The organism is Cytobacillus kochii, assembly GCF_020171845.1.
Taxonomy (GTDB): Bacteria; Bacillota; Bacilli; order Bacillales; family Cytobacillaceae; genus Cytobacillus; species Cytobacillus kochii.
Genome location: NZ_JAIVAM010000020.1, coordinates 39,803 through 58,743, shown reverse-complemented (window position 1 = coordinate 58,743; position 18,941 = coordinate 39,803). Strand labels below are relative to the sequence as shown.

Genomic DNA, 18,941 nt, shown 5'->3' with positions numbered 1-18,941 from the left:
TTGCATGTATTAGGCACGCCGCCAGCGTTCGTCCTGAGCCAGGATCAAACTCTCCAATAAAGTGTTTGATTAGCTCATTTGCACCTATGGTGCTTTGTTGCTGATAAATCAGCTTTTTTAGAATTACGCTTGACGTTTTATGTTCGTTCAGTTTTCAAAGAACAATCTCGTTCGCCTCAGAAGCGACTTTATAATCTTACCATTCCACCATCATCATGTCAACTACTTTTTAAAAATAATTTTTGATGATTAGTTGAGTAAACTTGCTCTCTCTTGGGAACAAAAACTACTATATCACGATTAAAAAGTGTTTGCAATATAATTTTTAAAGTTTTTATCAAGAAACTTCTTTTTTTGAAAACAAACTTCAAATGTGTAATTTCAACTTCCCAACTAATCTTTTAATAGTTTTTTCTATTGTACTATTACTTTAATTTCTCTTTTATCTTCTATGTAGAATCCTTACAGGAAAATATACCTTTGTACTTTTACTCGTCACATAATCTACATTCAAGTAGAAACGCAAACAACAAATTGCACTTAGACCTTTCTGTTTTTGCTCTTAACACCGCTCCGTCAAAAACCACCTATATTCTAGAACGAACGACGGCCAGCCCTACGTATAGTGAAAAAAGACTTGAATCTCAATTGTTTGGTAATGGATGTAATACTGATGCACTCACTTTTTCCTCACTCTCCTTCTCTAACAATTCAATTTGAAAAGCAAGAAACACAATTAATAAACCCATGGCGATTAACAAACAGTCAAAATGAAGTAGTAAAGGTTAAAGTAACATAACTACAAAATTAGAAACGAATTCAGGAATGCTTCTAATAAATTATCAAGTTTTACTAATCATAGTACACCGTTTCATTTATTTAAATACAATTAAAGCCAGCTGAAGTTTACTTTTGTGAACTCAACCGGCTTTTTTCATCCATTAATATTTATTTCTGACGCATATGCGGGAACAATAACACATCTCTAATAGAAGCTGCGTTTGTTAGTAACATAACTAAACGGTCTACACCAATACCTAGTCCACCAGTTGGTGGCATTCCGTATTCTAACGCTTCAATAAAGTCGTTATCCATCATATGTGCTTCATCGTTTCCTTGCTCACGCTCTTTTAACTGCGCTTCAAAGCGTTCTTTTTGATCAATTGGATCATTAAGTTCTGTGAATGCATTAGCGTGTTCTCTAGCGACGATAAATAACTCAAAACGGTCAGTAAAACGTGGATCGTTTTCATTCTTTTTCGCAAGTGGAGAGATTTCTACCGGGTGTCCGAAAATAAAGGTAGGTTGAATTAACTTCTCTTCTACTTTTTGTTCAAAGAATTCATTGACGATGTGACCATATTGCATATGCTCGGTAATTTCCACACCATGCTCTTTTGCAAGCGCACGTGCTTCATCAACTGATGTTTCCTTCCAGAAGTCTACACCAGTATATTCTTTAACCGCATCTACCATATGAAGTCTTTTCCACTCTGGTTTCAGATTAATTTCATGTTCACCATACTGAACAGTGGTTGAACCTAGAACTTCTTTTGCAATATGTGCAATAAGGTTCTCTGTCAAGCTCATAATATCACGATAATCAGCATAAGCCTCATATAGTTCAATCATCGTAAACTCAGGATTATGTCTTGTAGACACTCCCTCATTACGGAATACACGGCCGATTTCATACACTTTCTCCATCCCACCAACAATCAGGCGTTTTAAGTGTAGTTCAATGGCAATACGCATATATAATTCCATATCCAACGCATTATGATGAGTAATAAAAGGTTTTGCTGAAGCCCCACCAGCAATAGCATGCATCATTGGTGTTTCTACTTCAAGATAACCTTGATCATCTAAATAACGTCTCATAGATTGTATAATACGGCTACGAGTAATGAAGGTATGTTTACTTTCTTCACTCATAATCAAATCTAGGTAACGCTGGCGATATCTTTGCTCCACATCTTTTAAACCATGGAATTTATCAGGTAAAGGACGTAGGGCTTTTGTTAATAATTCAAATTGTTTTGCTTTAACAGAAAGTTCCCCTACTTTTGTTTTGAAAAGAACACCCGAAACACCGACAATATCACCTAAATCAGCAGATGTAAAAACTTCATATGCTTCTTCACCAACAGCATCCTTACGAACGTATAATTGGATTTGTCCAGATAAATCTTGAATATGAGCAAAACCCGCTTTACCTTTACCGCGTTTTGTCATAATTCTACCTGCAATGGTTACAGGGATTTCTTTTTCCTCTAATTCTTCTTTTTCAAATTGAGAGTATTCCTCAACCAATTGCTGTGATTGATGTGTGCGATCAAATCTTTTTCCGAAAGGATCTACGCCTTGTTCACGAAGACTGTTCATCTTTTCACGTCTAACCACTAATTGGTCATTTAATTCTTCATGATTTTGACTCACAGATACCATCTCCATCTTAAATCTTTTATGTAGACGCCTAAGGGCGGTTTACGAAGATTTAGTATTTTATATCTCTATTATTGTACACAATACAACAACGACAGACATCTATTAAGTAAAGAAATAGAATAAAAACTGCCAGCAAGTGACTGGCAGTCGTTCATTGTTTCACAGAAATATTATAGTTAAATATAAAAATGATGTCAAACCCGCTATTAAACGCTAATTGCCACTAGTTGTAGTTAATTAGACTGCTTTTGAAGCTTGTCTTTCTTTTTCTTCCATTTCCACTACTAACTCAGAAAGGACGTTTACAACATCTTCTCTAGTATTACATTCATTAATAGCCGCACGAGCTTTTGCATTTCCTTTGATTCCTTTTAAATACCAAGCCGCATGTTTACGCATTTCCCGCACAGCAATATGTTCATTTTTCAATTCAATCAATCGATCCATATGCAATGTACAGACATCCATTTTCTCACGAACGGACGGTTCTCCCATTAGCTCTCCGGTTTCTAGATATTTGACAGTCCGATAGATCATCCACGGGTTCCCTAAAGCTGCACGTCCAATCATTACCCCATCGACACCTGTTTCATCTAACATTCTTTGGGCATCTTGGGGAGTCTGTACATCTCCATTACCGATTAACGGGATTTGAATGTTTTGTTTTACTTCTCGAATGATGTCCCAGTTAGCTGTACCTTCATACATTTGCACTCTCGTACGACCGTGCAACGAGACCGCTTTACCTCCAGCACGTTCTACTGCTTGGGCGTTTTTCACGGCGTATATATGGTCTTCATCCCAACCCATACGCATTTTGACTGTTACAGGCTTTTCTACCTCCGACACAACCGCTGAAACCATTTCGTAGATTTTATTTGGGTCTAAAAGCCATTTGGCACCCGCATCACATTTGGTGATTTTCGGCACAGGGCATCCCATATTAATATCGATAATATCTGCATTAGTATTTTGGTCAACAAATTTCGCTGCCTCAACCAAGGTTTCTTTTTCCCCGCCGAAAATTTGTAGACTTAACGGCTTTTCACGCTCATCTATATACAGCATATTCATTGTTCTTTCATTTTTTAAAATAATGCCCTTATCGCTGACCATTTCGGCACATACAAGTCCTGCTCCGAATTCTTTTACTGTTAATCGGAATGCAGAGTTACACACACCAGCCATCGGTGCAAGGACCACTCGGTTCTTGATGTTAACATCACCAATTTGAAACATATCCGAGAGACCTCCTTCTATTTATGGATTTCCTGCTCTTCAGGTGGAGCTAAATCCTCCATTGTCACATGTAGTAATGTTGTAATTTTTTCTAATAACTGTTCCGTAGGCATACGATTACCTCTTTCAATCTCACCAATGATAGAAACTGATATACCTAACTTTTTCGCAAAACCTTCTTGGGTGTATCCTTTGAGCTTTCGAAAAGCGCGAATACGTCTCCCCCATTTTTCCGCTTCCATATCCGAACTCCTTTTTTGTCTGGGATCGCCTCTAATTTCTCATGTAAAGGCTGTTCCTCATCCGGTAAGCAAATGGTTGGTTGAATCTCTAGAAGTGGAATGAGCACGAAAGCTCTCTCATGCATACGTGGGTGTGGAACGATTAACGTCTCTGTCTCAATATTTTCTTGATTATACAGTAAAATGTCAAGGTCTATATTTCTTGGCCCCCAACGAATAACCCTTTTTCTACCAAGATCTTGCTCAACTCTTAATAAAGCTTTTAATAGTTGCGAAGAAGATAATGTCGTACTAACTTGTATAACCATGTTCAAAAATTGAGCTTGGTCTTCAAACCCAACAGGGTCCGTCTCATATATGGAGGAATAATTTACTATTTCTATATCTTCACTCTTTGCTAGCTCGCTAATTGCTTCATATAAGTTTACGTCTCGATCTGGCATGTTTGAACCCAAGCCGATAAAAGCTATATTTGTCACTATTTCCTACTCCTTGTCATTTCTATTGCTACAGAATCATAATGACCCGGAATAGGGGGATCCGGCTTCACTACTTTTACAGTTATTTGAGATATTTGTTTAAAGGTGGCTAATGCTTCTGAGGCAATTTTCTCTGTTAGTGCCTCTACTAACTTGAATGGTTTTCCCTCTACTATTGTCTTACACAACTCATATAGATCTGCATAATTTATCGTGTGATTTAAGTCATCACTTTTCCCCGCTTCACTTAAATCTAACTCAATTGTTAAATCCACATAAAAACGTTGCCCTAGGCGATTCTCTTCAGTATATACCCCGTGATATCCATAAAACGCCATGCGATTTAAATAGATTTTATCCAAGATTAACATCCTTCCCAATAAGCGCATCCATCATTTTAGCCATACGGCTCATTTCCTTTACATCATGTACACGCATAATCTGACAGCCCTTTTGAATACCATAGCAGACTGTCGCTCCTGTCCCTTCCATTCTTTCATCAACAGGTAGGTTCAGCACATTGGCAATCATTCGTTTCTTTGATGTACCTAACAATACTGGATAACCAAATGCCACAAGCTGATCAAGATGACGCATCATTTCTATGTTATCTTCATGGCTTTTCGCAAATCCTATACCTGGATCTAAGATGATATTGTCATCCCTAACCCCCGCTGCCTTAGCAATTGCGATACTTTCATATAAGTCATTCATACAATCTCTAAAGAATGAATCATAGTTTTCATTATCTCTATTATGCATTAAGATAATGGGGACATCTTTTTCAGCGGCTAATGATGCCATTTCTTTATCTCTCTTCGCACCCCATATATCATTAATAATGTGTGCACCTGCTTCTAGGGCGTGCTTCGCCACTTCCGCTTTATAAGTATCAATAGAAAGAGGAATTCGAACTTCCTTTACAATCGCTTCTATAGCGGGAACAACTCGTGCAATTTCTTCCTCAACAGAAATCTCTTCATATCCTGGCCTCGTAGATTCGCCACCAATATCGATAATATCTGCTCCAGCCTCCACTAATTCCTTCGCTCTCTCTACCACACCCTCAAATTGGTTATATTTACCACCATCAGAAAAAGAATCAGGCGTGATATTAAGTATGCCCATAATTAATGTCTTCCTACTATAGTCTAAGGTATAAGAACCACACTGTAATACACTATTTGCCATGCTATTCCTCCTAAAATGAATCTCTACTCCATAAATTCTCTCTTTGTTGTTTATATACCCCCTGCAACAAGGTTACTATCGCTCCATTTAGACCAGGGAGCTTTCGACCTTCCATTGTTTTAAGCGGAACAATTTCCTGAATAGAGTTGGTAATAAACACCTCATCTGCATCAACGATTTCAGCACGGTGGTACACACCTTCTTCAATCTCCAACCTTAACTTTTTAGCTATCTTTATAATAAATTGCCTCGTAATACCGTTTAAAATACCTGTATCAATCGCTGGTGTGTATAATACATTTCCTTTAGTCCAAAAAACATTAGAAGAAATGCCTTCAGCCAAAAAACCATCCTTTGTTAAAAAAATTCCCTCTAACGTATCATCTGCACCTAATTCCTGTTTGGCTAAAATATTGTTTAAAAAGTGGTGTGATTTTAAACGCTCAGCCCCTTCTGGTGTATTTCTTCTAATAGAAAGAATTTTTCCGTTTTTTTCAACCGGTAGGGGGGCTTCAGGTAATTCATTGGCAAAAATAATAACGGTAGGTTCTACATAATGGTCAGCCCTTAAACCTACTTCGCCTATTCCCGCAGAAATATTTACTCTTATTCTAGCATTTCTTAACTGATTCATTTCTAATAAGTCAGCTAAACGAGATTGTAACTCTTCTCGCCCATTAAATGGACTACGAATACAAACAGCATCTAACCCTTGTTTCAACCGCGCTAAATGGTCATCCAATAAAAACGGGTGTCCATTGTATATACGAAAGGTCTCAAATAAGCCTAAACCATATAAATACCCATGATCAAATGGAGAAATACTCGCTTCTTCTTTTCGCACAAGCTTGCCATTGACACTAATATACAACGTGTTTGCCCCCTTGTTGAATGAGGCCATGCTGATTGAGGAAGTTTAGGAGCAAATCTTTTCCTGCTGAAGTCATAATGGATTCAGGGTGAAATTGCACGCCTTCTATTGGTAACAGTCGATGTTTAATACCCATAATTTCACCTTCCTCCGTCCACGAAGAGACTTCGAAGCAATCTGGAAGGGTCTCTCTCTCCACAATTAAAGAATGATAGCGTGTAGCTAAAAACGGCACTTCAATTCCCCTATAGATTGTTTGTTGGTTATGAAAAACAGGTGAAGTTTTCCCATGCATCAATCTATCTGCTCGGACCACCTTGCCTCCAAATACTTGTGCAATTGATTGATGCCCTAAACATACACCGAAGATAGGGAGTTTCCCAGCAAAAGCTTCTATCGCCGCTAAGCTAATACCCGCTTCATCCGGACTACAGGGTCCTGGTGAAATCATTAAGCACGAGGGGGAAAGTGCTTCAATATCAGCGATTGTGATTTCATCATTACGCTTAATTAACACATCTGCACCTAATTCCCCTAAATATTGCACCAAATTAAACGTAAAAGAATCAAAGTTATCAATCATTAATATCACTTTTTCCAATCCCCCTTCTCTTCAGCTAACTCTTTTGCACGCCATAGCGCCTTGGCCTTCTTTAACGATTCTTTATATTCTAAATGAGCTTCAGAATCAATAACGATTCCCGCTCCTGCTTGTACATATGCCACTCCCTCTTTGACTAGCATTGTTCGAATCATAATATTCAACTCTAAATCGCCATTAAAGCCGATCCAACCAAGTGACCCTGTATAGATACCTCTTCTTACTGGTTCTAATTCATCAATTATTTCCATCGTTCTAATTTTCGGTGCACCTGTAATTGTGCCGCCTGGAAATGAAGCATCGATTAAATCGTACCCATCTCTACCGTTAGCTATTTGCCCCCTTACATTCGACACAATATGCATGACGTGGGAGTATTTTTCAATCACCATAAACTCATTGACCTCAACCGTTCCATATTGGCACACACGTCCTAAGTCATTCCGTTCTAAATCAACAAGCATGACATGCTCAGCCCGTTCCTTTTCATTTTCAATCAATTCATTGGCTAATTTAAGATCCTCTCTTTCATCCTTACCACGTGAACGAGTACCCGCAATTGGCCTTGTACTCACTTCATCGCCTTTTTTCTTTACTAGTAATTCTGGCGACCCACTGACAAGCTGGTAATCAGGGGTGTTTAAATAACCCATATAAGGAGATGGATTCAGTTCACGTAAGTGACTATACACTTCGATGGGAGGAACGTTCAACTTTTGACTTCCTCTTACAGAAAGATTGACTTGGAACACATCACCACTCGCAATATATGATTGTACCTTTTCCACTGCTCGAACAAACGTTTCTTCACTGATGGAAACGTCTTTTAAAGTAGGTTCCTTTTCTCCAGCTAATTGTACCTCTCCTTGTTCTACTTCCTCAGTCCATCGATTCACCCATGCTGTTTCCCTCGAGGTGACATCGTCTTCTTTATCATGGGCAAATATCAACCATAATTCTTCTGTATCATGATCAAAAACGAACCATTCCTCAAACAAGAAGAAGTGCGTATCTGGCATTTCCAAATCATCTTCAGTCATGTCTGGTAGGTTTTCAATATAACGACCGTAATCATAACTTACAAATCCCAATACACCTCCATGAAAATCTGGTAAACTCCCTAAAGGCTCTTCGATTTCATATTGCTTTAACCACTTTTTCATTTCATGTAATGGGTTGCCATGTGCCACTTGCACCCCTTCACTTGATTTTATGTATAACTTATTATCTTTCCCTGTAAACTCAACGACTGGACAAAAGCCAGCCATACTATAACGGCCACTTCTACCGCTCTCTAATAAAATATGTATATCATAGTCCTTAGCTATCTTTTTGTATAATGGAAAAAACCATTCCTTCGAATAGCTTAACTTTTTTGTATGTATCATCTTTTTCATTGAATCTCACCTCATACTCATCATACCGAATTGCTTACAAATTACTAGTCATTTTCTCATTGTAATAATTGTTAATCAAAAATGAAGGCCAGTCACCAAGTACGATGGATGGTGCCAGCCTTCATTTTTGAATAAAAAAACAGCAGTGCTCATCACTGCCGTTCTCTTGATCGTTTTAATCAAATTGATAAAGTGGTGTACTTAAGTAACGCTCTCCATTACTTGGAATAATCGCCAATACTTTTTTGCCTTCTCCAAGCTCTTTGGCTACCTTTAAAGCCGCGTGAATAGCTGCACCTGAAGAGATACCACCTAGAATCCCTTCCTCTTTAGCCGCTCGACGGGCTTGAGCAAACGCATCTTCATTGGCAACAGCGATAATTTCATCATATACCTTCGTATCTAATATCTCAGGTACAAATCCTGCGCCAATACCTTGAATCTTATGCGGTCCTGGCTTTCCACCTGAAAGAACAGGAGAATCAGCAGGCTCAACTGCATAAATCTTAATATCCTTGTATTTTTCCTTCAGTACTTGACCAGCACCTGTAATCGTGCCACCTGTACCAATACCAGCAATAAATGCATCTAATTGATCGCCCATTTGCTCAACAATCTCTTTTCCTGTTGTCTCGCGATGTACTTCAGGATTTGATAAGTTTTCGAATTGTTGTGGCATGAAGTATCCATGCTCTTTCGCTAATTCTTGCGATTTTCTTATTGCACCACCCATACCATCTGGTCCCGGCGTTAACACTAATTCTGCTCCATATGCACGAAGAAGATTTCTTCTCTCCATACTCATGGTCTCAGGCATCACTAAAATCGTTTGATATCCTTTTGCTGCAGCAACCATAGCAAGACCAATACCGGTATTCCCACTAGTTGGTTCAATAATTGTATCGCCTTCTTTTAAATCACCACTTTTTTCAGCGGCTTCTATCATTGCATTAGCAATACGATCTTTTACACTGCTTCCAGGATTCATATACTCCAACTTTAAATAAATATCCGCACTTCCATCTTCTACAATACGATTAAGCTTCACTATTGGTGTTTGTCCAATGAGTTCAGTAATTGAATTTGCAATACGTACCATCTTCTCCACTCCTTATTCCGAGTATTATTATTGGTTTTATTTAAATTTATCAATCACACAACCAATTGTCAACGAATATGCAGGCATAAAGCCCTTTAATTATTAGAAAATTTAAAACTTTATACCCGAACGATTCATGTTAGCTTATGCTATATGATACCTATAAATAACAAAAAACTACATAGCCCCATCATAAAAAGTTTCGATATCCACTTCATCCTTAAAAGGTTCAGTAGAAACAGGAAGATCCATTTGCTCTAAAGCCATTTGTCTCCGTATTTGGGATTTAACATCCTTAAAGGAATAGGTTTCTCCCTCAACAAACTCTTGTAACAGAACTATAGCATACCCCTCAGCGGTTTTTACTGGGTCAGACCATTCTCCGGCTTTTAAATCTTGCGCCGCTTTAATGATGGTTTCATAATTTTCGTCATCAACTGTCACATAACCAAGGTCGCCACCCTGGGCAGCTGTTAAAGTATCTGTTGATTTTTCCAACGCCATAGCTGTAAAGCTTGAGCCGTTGTCTAATTCTTTCACTGTTTGTTCTGCTTCTTCTTTAGTTGCCAGTACAATTTGTGATAGATGATATGTATCCTTAATTTCATATTGAGCTTGGTTATCTTCGAAGTATTGTTGCAGCTTTTCCTCAGAAATACTGACTTCTTTTGTTAAAAGCTCCTCAAGCATTAAACTATCTTTAATTTGCTTTCTCCATTGGTCTTCATTGATTGATAAAGCAGCGGCAGACGTGCCATACGCTGATTTTAACATTTTGATTTCACGGTCAATCTCTTCTTTATCTATTTCAACATCGTATTTATCTCCAGCAGCCTCGATGACCTTCCCATCAATCATTTCGTCTAACACTTCTTTCCCGTAGCGACCCTCCATTTCATTTAACCAATCTTGCCTTGTAATTTCATCTTTTCCAATCTGTGCCACAACTTCAGATTGACTCGGTTCGCTCTTCCCAAGAAAATAAGCAACGCTCATAAAGTTAATCACAATGAGTATTAGTATGATTAACCATAAATGTTGTCTTTTCAAAGCTCCTCCCCCTACTACTTTGCATATATTTCTGTATAAAAAAAGGCTTAGGTGCACCTTCTATTCCCTATTGTTCTTAAGAATCAAGATACGCCCAAGCTCTCACATTTATTTTGCTTCTTGTTTAAATGCTTCAAGTTCTTCTTTATTATAGTGATAAGCTTCATTACAGAAATGACATTGTGCCTCTGCACTACCTTCTTTCTCTATCATATCTGCAATTTCCTCTTTTCCTAAACTAATAATCGCATTCCCAAACCGTTCTTTTGAACAGGTACAAGTAAAACTAACATCCATCTTTTCTAAGAAATTCACTTGATCTTTACCAAGAACACTTTGTAAGATTTCTTCTGGTGTTAGCCCCTTTTCAATCATTGTTGAAACAGGTTCAATATGTGATAGCCTCTCTTCAATGGCTGCGATTGTTTCTTCATCGGTTCCAGGCATTAACTGGATAATAAAACCACCTGCAGCTAATATACTATTGTCATCATTGACTAATACACCCACACCAACTGATGAAGGTGTTTGTTCAGATGTGACAAAGTAGTACGTAAAATCTTCCCCAAGCTCACCTGATACAATCGGTACTTGCCCAGAAAAGTTTTCTCTCATTCCAATATCCTTTACCACTGTCAAAGTACCTTCTGTTCCAACCCCACGACGGACATCAAGTTTGCCCTGTGCATTGGATTCAAAATGCACTTGGGGATGAGTCACATAACCACGCACTTCCCCTTTGGCATTACTATCAACTAGAAGTGGACCAAGTGGGCCATTACCTTCGATTTTAATAGTGATTTTGTCTTCTCCCTTTACCATCGCCCCCATCATTACACCAGCGGACATTGCTCTCCCGAGTGCTGCTGAAGCAACTGGCCATGTATGATGCCTTCTTTGCGCTTCTCCTACTGTTTCTGTTGAACGAACGGCAAATGCCCTCACTTGTCCTTCATAAGCTAAAGCTTTTACTAAATAATCACTCATTTTAATACTCCTTCCATGACGAATACAGACGTTATTTCTACTTTTTTATCGTGTCCATATTTCGTTTATAAATAAGCTGTAAACCTTTTAAGGTTAAAAATGGGTCAATAATATCTATGACCTTTGATTCCTTTGCAATCAATGAGGCCAACCCACCTGTACCTATAACAAGCGGTTCCTCTTTTGCTTGTAACTTCATTCTACTTACAATTCCCTCCACTTGGCCAACATAGCCAAAGAGAATGCCAGATTGCATAGCTGAGACGGTATTCTTTCCAATAATCCCATCAGGCCTGACAATTTCTATTCGCGGTAATTTCGCTGCCCTAGAGTAAAGCGCTTCAGTAGAGATACCAATACCAGGTGCAATCGCACCACCCATATACTGTTTATGCTCATTAATATAACAATACGTAGTTGCTGTGCCAAAATCAACAATTACGAGCGGCCCGCCATATTCATGAATACCTGCCACCGCATTAACAATTCTGTCGGCTCCCACTTCTTTTGGATTATCATACTTAATATTCAAACCTGTTTTGACCCCTGGACCCACAACTAATGGTTTGATATGAAAGTATTTTTCGCACATTCGCTCCAAAGCAAACATAATCGGAGGAACAACGGAGGAAATAATAATACCATCTATATCAGCAAAAGATAATTGCTCATGCTCAAACAACGATTTCACAATCATTGCATATTCGTCCTCTGTCTTATGACGATCAGTCTCTATTCGCCAATGATACTTTAACTCATCTCGTTGATAAACACCCATCATCATATTTGAATTCCCTACATCAAAAACAAAGATCAAGCATCCTCACCACACTAAACATAAAATAATTACACTTTAATACTGAGAACATCATATCACACCTCTGTTCAGATTATCCAAATTATAAAACTGCAACCCTATTGTCTAAACGCTGAATGATCAATGGCTTTTCGAATCAATGAAGATTCATCATTTCTATTTAATAGGACAACTTACTAAATAATTTCCTTTAATGCATATCTCTAATCAATGGTAGCTGTCCTCTTACTTCATTAAAAAGAAATAAAATCGGTCAAGTTATGTAGTTCTTGCTTCGTTAATAATTAACCATAGGTGGTTGTATAATTGTATAAACCTGACCCCGTATAACAACTTTTGTTCTGCTATCTTTGATAAGTTTCCCCTTACACTTTTCAAATCCATTTTGCTTCTACGCTACCTTTGATGAATTTCCTCTTGTTGCACGTGCAAATCCATTTTGCTCCACTACCTTTGATAAGTTTCCTCTTATTGCACGAAGAAATTTTCTGTTATACGATTCAACCCCCACATTATAGACAGAAAAAAGAAAAAGCCCCTCAATAGTGAGGCGCTTTTTCTTTATTGATTAAGATTTACGATCTTCATCAATTGCTGGAGGCTCTTCTTCTTCAGCAGGGGATTGTTTTTCCCTTGTTTCAGTGATTTCACCTTCATTATCTTTACGATCGTCATCTTTTCGAATATTTACTTTAATATTTGAATCTTCTATTGTTTCACTTGTTTTAGAAGCTGGGCGTTCAGGTAGTGTACCATGATCAGATAGATGTTTAATTTGCTCCGCATCTAGCGTTTCCACTTCTAAAAGTGTTTTTGCAATGATATCTAGTTTGTCACGGTTCTCTGTAAGGATTTGCTTACAGCGTTGGTAACATTCTTTAATCATGCTTTGAATTTCTAGATCAATCTCATATGCAATCGCATCTGAGTAATTACGCTCGTTATTGAAATCTCTACCTAAGAATACTTGACCACCTTGTGATTGACCAAATTGTAGAGGTCCAAGTTTGTCACTCATACCAAATTCAGTTACCATTCGGCGTGCAATACCTGTTGCACGTTGGAAGTCATTATGGGCACCAGTAGAAACCTCACCAAACACGATTTCCTCTGCTACACGTCCTCCAAGTAAACCAACAATCTTATCAAGTAATTCTGGCTTCGTTTGGAAGTAACGATCTTCTCTCGGCAGCATAACAGCATATCCGCCTGCTTGCCCACGAGGTACAATTGTTACTTTATGAACCATATCAGCTTCATCTAAGATTAAGCCGATTACAGTATGACCTGCCTCATGGAAAGCCACAATATTTCTTTCTTTTTCAGATATAACACGACTCTTCTTAGAAGGCCCTGCAATTACACGGTCAGTCGCTTCATCCACATCGGTCATATCCACCTTCTTCTTATTCTGACGAGCGGCAACAAGTGCTGCTTCATTCAATAAGTTTTCAAGGTCTGCACCAGAGAAGCCTGGTGTACGTTGAGCAATCGTTTTTAAGTTTACCGATTCATCTAACGGTTTATTTTTTGCATGAACTTTTAATACCGCTTCACGACCTGTTACATCCGGACGATCAACTGTAATTTGACGGTCAAAACGACCTGGACGTAATAACGCAGGGTCAAGGATATCTGGACGGTTTGTTGCAGCAATGATAATAATTCCTTCATTTGCACCGAAGCCATCCATTTCTACAAGCAATTGGTTAAGTGTTTGTTCACGTTCATCATGCCCACCACCGACACCGGCGCCACGCTGACGACCAACCGCATCAATCTCATCAATAAATATAATACATGGTGCGTTTTTCTTCGCATTCTCGAATAAGTCACGTACACGAGAAGCACCAACACCGACAAACATCTCAACAAAGTCAGAACCACTAATAGAGAAGAAAGGTACGCCTGCTTCTCCAGCAGCTGCTCTCGCTAATAACGTTTTACCAGTACCTGGAGGTCCCACTAATAGAACACCTTTAGGAATTCTCGCACCAAGTTCTGAGAATTTTCGTGGGTCTTTCAAGAATTCAACAACTTCCACTAATTCTTGCTTCTCTTCGTCCGCACCTGCTACATCTTTAAAACGGACCTTCTTTTTGCTTTCATCATATAACTTTGCCTTACTTTTACCGAAGTTCATTACACGGCCACCGCCGCCTTGAGCTTGGTTCAATAAGAAGAAGAATAAAATGAAAATGATGATGAATGGAATCATCGTTGTAAAGAACGTTACCCAGCCATTTGCTTCTTCTGCTGGTAGGATCTCTAATTTGGAATCACTTGCTAACTCTTCCACTCGGTCTATCACGGAGTCGCTATTAGCAATATATGTGATAAAATATTTACCTTCTTCATAGCCTTCTAATTGACCACGTACTTCATAAACGCCCCTTACAGGCTGTAAACTAAGGCTTTCAACTTGACCAGACTCTAAATTCTCAACAAATTGGTCATAAGTCATTGCCTCTGTCGGTTCGTTATTGCCATTAAAGAAACTGACAACTCCTATAATGACTAAAAATATTAATAAATAAAAGATGGTGTTACGGAAAATCCGATTCATCCCTTACCTCCTCCCACGGTAAACAAACTACATAGTATCGTATCATACAAAATTGTGCATATACAAGGAATTACACTTGGTCAGACTGGGTTTTGTAAAGTATTTCACACATCGCTTTTCACTTAATTATTATTGCTATACACCTCAGGTTTTAAGATACCAATATATGGTAAGTTTCGGTATTTCTCAGCATAATCTAATCCATATCCTACGACAAACTCATCTGGTACATTAAATCCTACGATATCCGCTTTAATTGCTGCTTTTCTACCAGTTGGTTTATCAAGCAGAGTAACAATTTTTATCGATTTCGCTTTACGATAACGGAATAACTCTACTAAATAGCTCAATGTTAATCCACTATCAATGATATCTTCTATGATGAGGACATCACGTCCCTCAACAGAAGTATCAAGATCTTTCAAAATCTTTACCTCTCCTGAAGAGACCATGGAATTCCCATAACTGGATACATCCATGAAATCCATTTCAAGATGGGTATCAATTCGTTTAATTAGATCGCTCATAAATGGCATTGCGCCTTTTAAGACACCTATTACAAGAGGAAAACGTCCATCATACTCCTCTGTTAATAAGCCGCCTAACTCTCTCACTTTTTGCTGAAGCTCTTCTTCAGTAATTAAGATTTTTTCAATTTCGTTTCGCATCTTATTCCTGCGCCCCCTAGAAGATCATTGCTTTATGTATTTCAGAAAAATATAGCTTGTATCAGGTGAATATTCAGCTGCTTGATCAGACTTTTTTAATCCTGGTAGCCATATAATGTTACCACTTGCATCCGTAACAACTGGCCATAAATCCCGTTTTTGCCGCGGGATTTTCTGATCGATAAAGATATCCTTTAACTTTTTGCTACCATTTATTCCTTTTAACTTCATCCTATCTCCATTTTTCCTTGTACGAATCGTTAATGGTAAGGCAATATCCGCTTTAACCAAAAAATAATCCATTTGTTGATATTCCTGTAATGGGTGATCGACATAATGCATGCTGATCTCGCCTACTTCAGGAATAACAAAGTTTCCTGGCTCTTGTATTTGAAATAAATACGGCTGTACGGTTGTTTTTTTACTAGTGGAGAAGAAACAACAATCATATGAACGTACAACGGTTAAACCATTTGGGAAATGTAAGGTTCCAGACGGATGAGGATGAGTAATTAAGGAAAAAACATTTTCAATATGTGTAGCGGATAAAGAAGATGGCCTTTCCTGATATAGATAATTTAATATTAGTTGAATCACTCTTCTTTGTAAAGGTTTTGCGACATCTGTAAATCTGTCAATATAAAGAAGAATTTCACTAGCACTTTTCCTCTCTGTTACACTATTCAATTGTGCTTCTGCTAATTCCTGCATAAATACCTCATCTTCGCTCAAATCCTCACTAAGGCGTTGGAAATGGTGATGCACTTGAGGATTTTCCCTTTTTAAAAAAGGCAAGATATTTTTCCTAAAACGATTTCTGCTATAGATTTCTTTTACATTGCTAGGATCTATTCTAGGTTCTAAATGATGAGTCTCTACATAGGAATCAATTTCTTTTCGACTTAAGCAAAGGAACGGCCGTATAATCGCCCCTCTACTAAAAGGTCGTATAACTGGCATACCCGCTCTAGCAAGACCACTACTCCCTCTAGTCATTCTCATTAACATTGTTTCAATTTGATCATCACCATGATGACCTAATGCAATGTAATCAAGCGCTTCTCTTTGCATCACTTGCTCAAAGAAACGATAGCGACAGTCCCTTGCAGCAATTTGCGAGCTTTTCCCCGTTTCCTTCATATGTGCAGAAACATCAATTCGTTGCATATGAAAAGGAATACCTGACTTCTGACAATAGCGCTCTACAAACTTAGCGTCTTCATAAGATTCTTCGCCCCTAAACATATGATCCACATGGATTACTACTAATTGAAAACACTCTTGTTTACTTAATTGCTGCATAAAGTGAAGTAAGCTTAATGAGTCTGGCCCTCCTGAGACAGCAATTCCCACACGCTTATTTTCCAATTCAATGCCCTTTTGTGATAAAAATGCTTTTACCTTTGCATAAAACATAACATTCTTCCCTTATGTTAAACTATTACTTCTACTAAAAGGATATCACTTTTTTAATGTTTATTTCCAAAGAAACGATTATTTCTACCTAAACTCTCTCACACCATTTGACTATATAAATAGAAAAAGTAAATACAACCAATAAACAAGATTAAAACGATCGCTCCAGTTTTTCCATTGGGCTTTCCTTTAGTCTTTCGGGATGGTTGCCTAGATGGTGGGGACACACCAGTTCCTTTTGGACGATTTTGCTTATATGAACAGGCAAGCAAGGCTTGTCTCATATCTTCAGCAGTTTTAAACCTGCCTTGAAGTGCTGGTATGAGAACTCCTTCATAAGTTTTTAAGATTTTATGTTTCTTTACCCTATCCATTAATTGTTCTAAACCCCTTCCGTCTTTAGAGAAACGGCTTGGATAGGCGCAGTGAATAAAAACCATAGCTGATGAAAATAAATCATAAGTAGGTTCAGCTTTTCTACTACCAAGCCCCCAATATCCCCGGTCGTAAAATTCTGTAAACTCCTTAATGGCTCTACCTTTTAATGTTGTTCCCCCTACATCTATACACCGAATACGCGGGGCTCTTCCCGTGACAATCAGATTCTCCGGTTTTAAATCTCCAAATACCCATCCCGCTTTGTGTAGCTCCTCTAGATCAGAAAGTAATTGCAGCATGAGCACAGGTATCCACGCCTCTCCTTTCTGTTTAATAAAAGAGTGGAGATCAGGACCATGGATATATTCCATCACATAAAAAGAATACATAGTGGATGAGGAAAATTGCCAATCATCAACATCAAGCAAAGAAGGCCCTAGGGTAGACCCTTGGACCTTCGTAAAGGATTTTAGCACATTCACTTCAGAAGTTACTGTATACCCATTTTCACTTATTTTTAAAGCAACGAGTTGCTCAAGGTATGTGGCGAGATAAACTACACCATTAGCCCCTGCACCTAGTTCTTTTTCGATACGGTATTGCTTGTGATGCCATTTCCCGTTAATAATCGCACCTTTTTGTAGATTAAATTGACTCTTCATAGTACTCATCGTCATTTCTAGAAATTAAATTGCGTAATGATCGCTTCTTCTCAAAATAGGTAATCGCCTCTCTTAAAGCTGGTCCAGTGGGTGTAATACCACCTGTTGAGAGTTTAGCGAACACAGAAGTTAACGATTCGAGCTTAGGTGTCCAATCTAGCAATTTTTCGACATCATTCTTTTTCCCGGGAAATACAAACAGAGAAAATTTATTTTTTCCCATTCGTGCATTTAAGCTTAAAGATAGATCAAATAAGGCTTCTTTGACTGTAGGTAGCTTATGTTTCATACTTGCACTCGTATCGACAAGAATCAACACTTCCATTTCAACCGTTTCCCCTAGCTCATCCACGACCTCCATTACCTCGCCTCTTTGTTCTGGAGGCAAATCCTCAATCGTTTGTTTATTTCCTAAGATTTGCGTGAGTTCACGATTGACTACTCCTTGTAATGTTTGTGTCATCGCCTGCCTTGTTACCATCTGGACGGTATGCGATAGCTGTCTAGCATATACGACTTGACTTACCCCACCCCCGGAAAGGGCAATACTCTCAATTTCCTGCATTCCCTTCTCGTCAATAACGTCATTCTCCATTACACCTATCACATTTACGGAAACTCCCTGCTCTTTTGCTAGAGCCGACATCGCTATAGGGTCTTCTCCAACATTTGAACACCCGTCTGTAATAAGTAAAATTTGTTTTAGGGTACCTGTTTTCATCTTTTTCCCTCCTAATCTGATAGAAGTTACTTAGTGATTACTAACCATTTTCAACGGATTAGAAAGGAAATATACATAAAAATGTCATCTATTGGAGATTCTATTCTAA

Annotated in this window: 18 protein-coding genes and 1 rRNA gene; all 19 read right to left on the bottom strand. The window is 38.3% G+C overall.

Annotated elements, in window-relative coordinates:
• A 16S ribosomal RNA gene (locus LCM23_RS24475) occupies positions 1-60 on the bottom strand; the annotation flags it as partial.
• A gap of 888 nt (positions 61-948) precedes the next feature.
• Positions 949-2,448 (bottom strand): lysine--tRNA ligase, encoded by a 1,500-nt coding sequence (lysS, locus tag LCM23_RS24470; protein ID WP_224939149.1) that lies wholly within the window; start codon positions 2,446-2,448, stop codon positions 949-951.
• 237 nt (positions 2,449-2,685) lie between these two features.
• On the bottom strand, positions 2,686-3,687 hold the full coding sequence (dusB, locus tag LCM23_RS24465) for a tRNA dihydrouridine synthase DusB (RefSeq protein ID WP_224939145.1): 1,002 nt from the start codon (positions 3,685-3,687) through the stop codon (positions 2,686-2,688).
• A 17-nt stretch (positions 3,688-3,704) separates the two neighbouring features.
• Positions 3,705-3,929, bottom strand: coding sequence for a helix-turn-helix domain-containing protein (locus LCM23_RS24460; protein WP_095371256.1), 225 nt, complete (start codon positions 3,927-3,929; stop codon positions 3,705-3,707).
• Complete coding sequence (gene folK / locus LCM23_RS24455) at positions 3,845-4,408, bottom strand: 2-amino-4-hydroxy-6-hydroxymethyldihydropteridine diphosphokinase (protein WP_224939144.1); 564 nt, start codon at positions 4,406-4,408, stop codon at positions 3,845-3,847. The genes LCM23_RS24460 and folK overlap by 85 nt, the downstream gene beginning before the upstream one ends.
• Positions 4,408-4,770, bottom strand: coding sequence for a dihydroneopterin aldolase (folB, locus tag LCM23_RS24450; RefSeq protein WP_224939143.1), 363 nt, complete (start codon positions 4,768-4,770; stop codon positions 4,408-4,410). Before folB ends, folK begins: the two co-directional genes overlap by 1 nt.
• Positions 4,763-5,599, bottom strand: a complete 837-nt coding sequence (gene folP / locus LCM23_RS24445; protein WP_224939142.1) for a dihydropteroate synthase — start codon at positions 5,597-5,599, stop codon at positions 4,763-4,765. The genes folB and folP overlap by 8 nt, the downstream gene beginning before the upstream one ends.
• Before the next feature lie 10 nt (positions 5,600-5,609).
• The gene (gene pabC / locus LCM23_RS24440) at positions 5,610-6,470 is read right to left on the bottom strand and encodes an aminodeoxychorismate lyase (protein ID WP_224939141.1); all 861 of its coding nucleotides are present in this window, start codon (positions 6,468-6,470) and stop codon (positions 5,610-5,612) included.
• Positions 6,460-7,062, bottom strand: coding sequence for an aminodeoxychorismate/anthranilate synthase component II (pabA, locus tag LCM23_RS24435; RefSeq protein WP_224939148.1), 603 nt, complete (start codon positions 7,060-7,062; stop codon positions 6,460-6,462). Before pabA ends, pabC begins: the two co-directional genes overlap by 11 nt.
• Entirely contained in the window at positions 7,059-8,468 is a 1,410-nt protein-coding gene (locus tag LCM23_RS24430; RefSeq protein WP_224939140.1) for an anthranilate synthase component I family protein, read from the bottom strand. Before LCM23_RS24430 ends, pabA begins: the two co-directional genes overlap by 4 nt.
• 175 nt (positions 8,469-8,643) lie before the next feature.
• Positions 8,644-9,567 carry a cysteine synthase A gene (cysK, locus tag LCM23_RS24425; RefSeq protein WP_224939139.1) on the bottom strand — a complete coding sequence of 308 codons (924 nt, stop codon included), beginning with the start codon at positions 9,565-9,567 and terminating at the stop codon, positions 8,644-8,646.
• A 177-nt stretch (positions 9,568-9,744) separates the two neighbouring features.
• A complete protein-coding gene (locus tag LCM23_RS24420; RefSeq protein ID WP_224939138.1) occupies positions 9,745-10,617 on the bottom strand; it encodes a peptidyl-prolyl cis-trans isomerase in 873 nt (290 codons plus the stop codon).
• A gap of 108 nt (positions 10,618-10,725) precedes the next feature.
• Positions 10,726-11,604: an Hsp33 family molecular chaperone HslO gene (gene hslO, locus LCM23_RS24415; RefSeq protein WP_095371265.1), complete on the bottom strand. Its 879-nt coding sequence runs from the start codon at positions 11,602-11,604 to the stop codon at positions 10,726-10,728.
• 37 nt (positions 11,605-11,641) lie between these two features.
• Positions 11,642-12,421, bottom strand: a complete 780-nt coding sequence (locus LCM23_RS24410; RefSeq protein WP_095371266.1) for a type III pantothenate kinase — start codon at positions 12,419-12,421, stop codon at positions 11,642-11,644.
• Positions 12,422-12,989: 568 nt separating this feature from the next.
• The gene (ftsH, locus tag LCM23_RS24405) at positions 12,990-14,987 is read right to left on the bottom strand and encodes an ATP-dependent zinc metalloprotease FtsH (RefSeq protein ID WP_095371267.1); all 1,998 of its coding nucleotides are present in this window, start codon (positions 14,985-14,987) and stop codon (positions 12,990-12,992) included.
• Between the two features lie 122 nt (positions 14,988-15,109).
• A complete protein-coding gene (hpt, locus tag LCM23_RS24400) occupies positions 15,110-15,655 on the bottom strand; it encodes a hypoxanthine phosphoribosyltransferase (RefSeq protein ID WP_095371268.1) in 546 nt (181 codons plus the stop codon).
• Positions 15,656-15,679: 24 nt separating this feature from the next.
• Positions 15,680-17,071, bottom strand: a complete 1,392-nt coding sequence (gene tilS / locus LCM23_RS24395; protein ID WP_224939137.1) for a tRNA lysidine(34) synthetase TilS — start codon at positions 17,069-17,071, stop codon at positions 15,680-15,682.
• A gap of 98 nt (positions 17,072-17,169) precedes the next feature.
• Positions 17,170-18,111 (bottom strand): serine/threonine protein kinase, encoded by a 942-nt coding sequence (locus LCM23_RS24390; RefSeq protein ID WP_318247550.1) that lies wholly within the window; start codon positions 18,109-18,111, stop codon positions 17,170-17,172.
• Positions 18,095-18,832 (bottom strand): VWA domain-containing protein, encoded by a 738-nt coding sequence (locus LCM23_RS24385; RefSeq protein WP_224939135.1) that lies wholly within the window; start codon positions 18,830-18,832, stop codon positions 18,095-18,097. Before LCM23_RS24385 ends, LCM23_RS24390 begins: the two co-directional genes overlap by 17 nt.
• Between the last annotated feature and the right edge of the window lie 109 nt (positions 18,833-18,941).

Bases quoted from the DNA above. Each gene is read 5' to 3' on its own strand.
- LCM23_RS24430 (WP_224939140.1), bottom strand. From the start codon at position 8,468: ATGAAAAAGATGATACATACAAAAAAGTTAAGCTATTCGAAGGAATGG.
- ftsH (WP_095371267.1), bottom strand. From the start codon at position 14,987: ATGAATCGGATTTTCCGTAACACCATCTTTTATTTATTAATATTTTTA.
- hpt (WP_095371268.1), bottom strand. From the start codon at position 15,655: ATGCGAAACGAAATTGAAAAAATCTTAATTACTGAAGAAGAGCTTCAG.
- tilS (WP_224939137.1), bottom strand. From the start codon at position 17,071: ATGTTTTATGCAAAGGTAAAAGCATTTTTATCACAAAAGGGCATTGAA.
- hslO (WP_095371265.1), bottom strand. From the start codon at position 11,604: ATGAGTGATTATTTAGTAAAAGCTTTAGCTTATGAAGGACAAGTGAGG.
- cysK (WP_224939139.1), bottom strand. From the start codon at position 9,567: ATGGTACGTATTGCAAATTCAATTACTGAACTCATTGGACAAACACCA.
- LCM23_RS24460 (WP_095371256.1), bottom strand. From the start codon at position 3,929: ATGGAAGCGGAAAAATGGGGGAGACGTATTCGCGCTTTTCGAAAGCTC.
- lysS (WP_224939149.1), bottom strand. From the start codon at position 2,448: ATGGTATCTGTGAGTCAAAATCATGAAGAATTAAATGACCAATTAGTG.
- folP (WP_224939142.1), bottom strand. From the start codon at position 5,599: ATGGCAAATAGTGTATTACAGTGTGGTTCTTATACCTTAGACTATAGT.
- dusB (WP_224939145.1), bottom strand. From the start codon at position 3,687: ATGTTTCAAATTGGTGATGTTAACATCAAGAACCGAGTGGTCCTTGCA.
- LCM23_RS24390 (WP_318247550.1), bottom strand. From the start codon at position 18,111: ATGAAGAGTCAATTTAATCTACAAAAAGGTGCGATTATTAACGGGAAA.
- LCM23_RS24385 (WP_224939135.1), bottom strand. From the start codon at position 18,832: ATGAAAACAGGTACCCTAAAACAAATTTTACTTATTACAGACGGGTGT.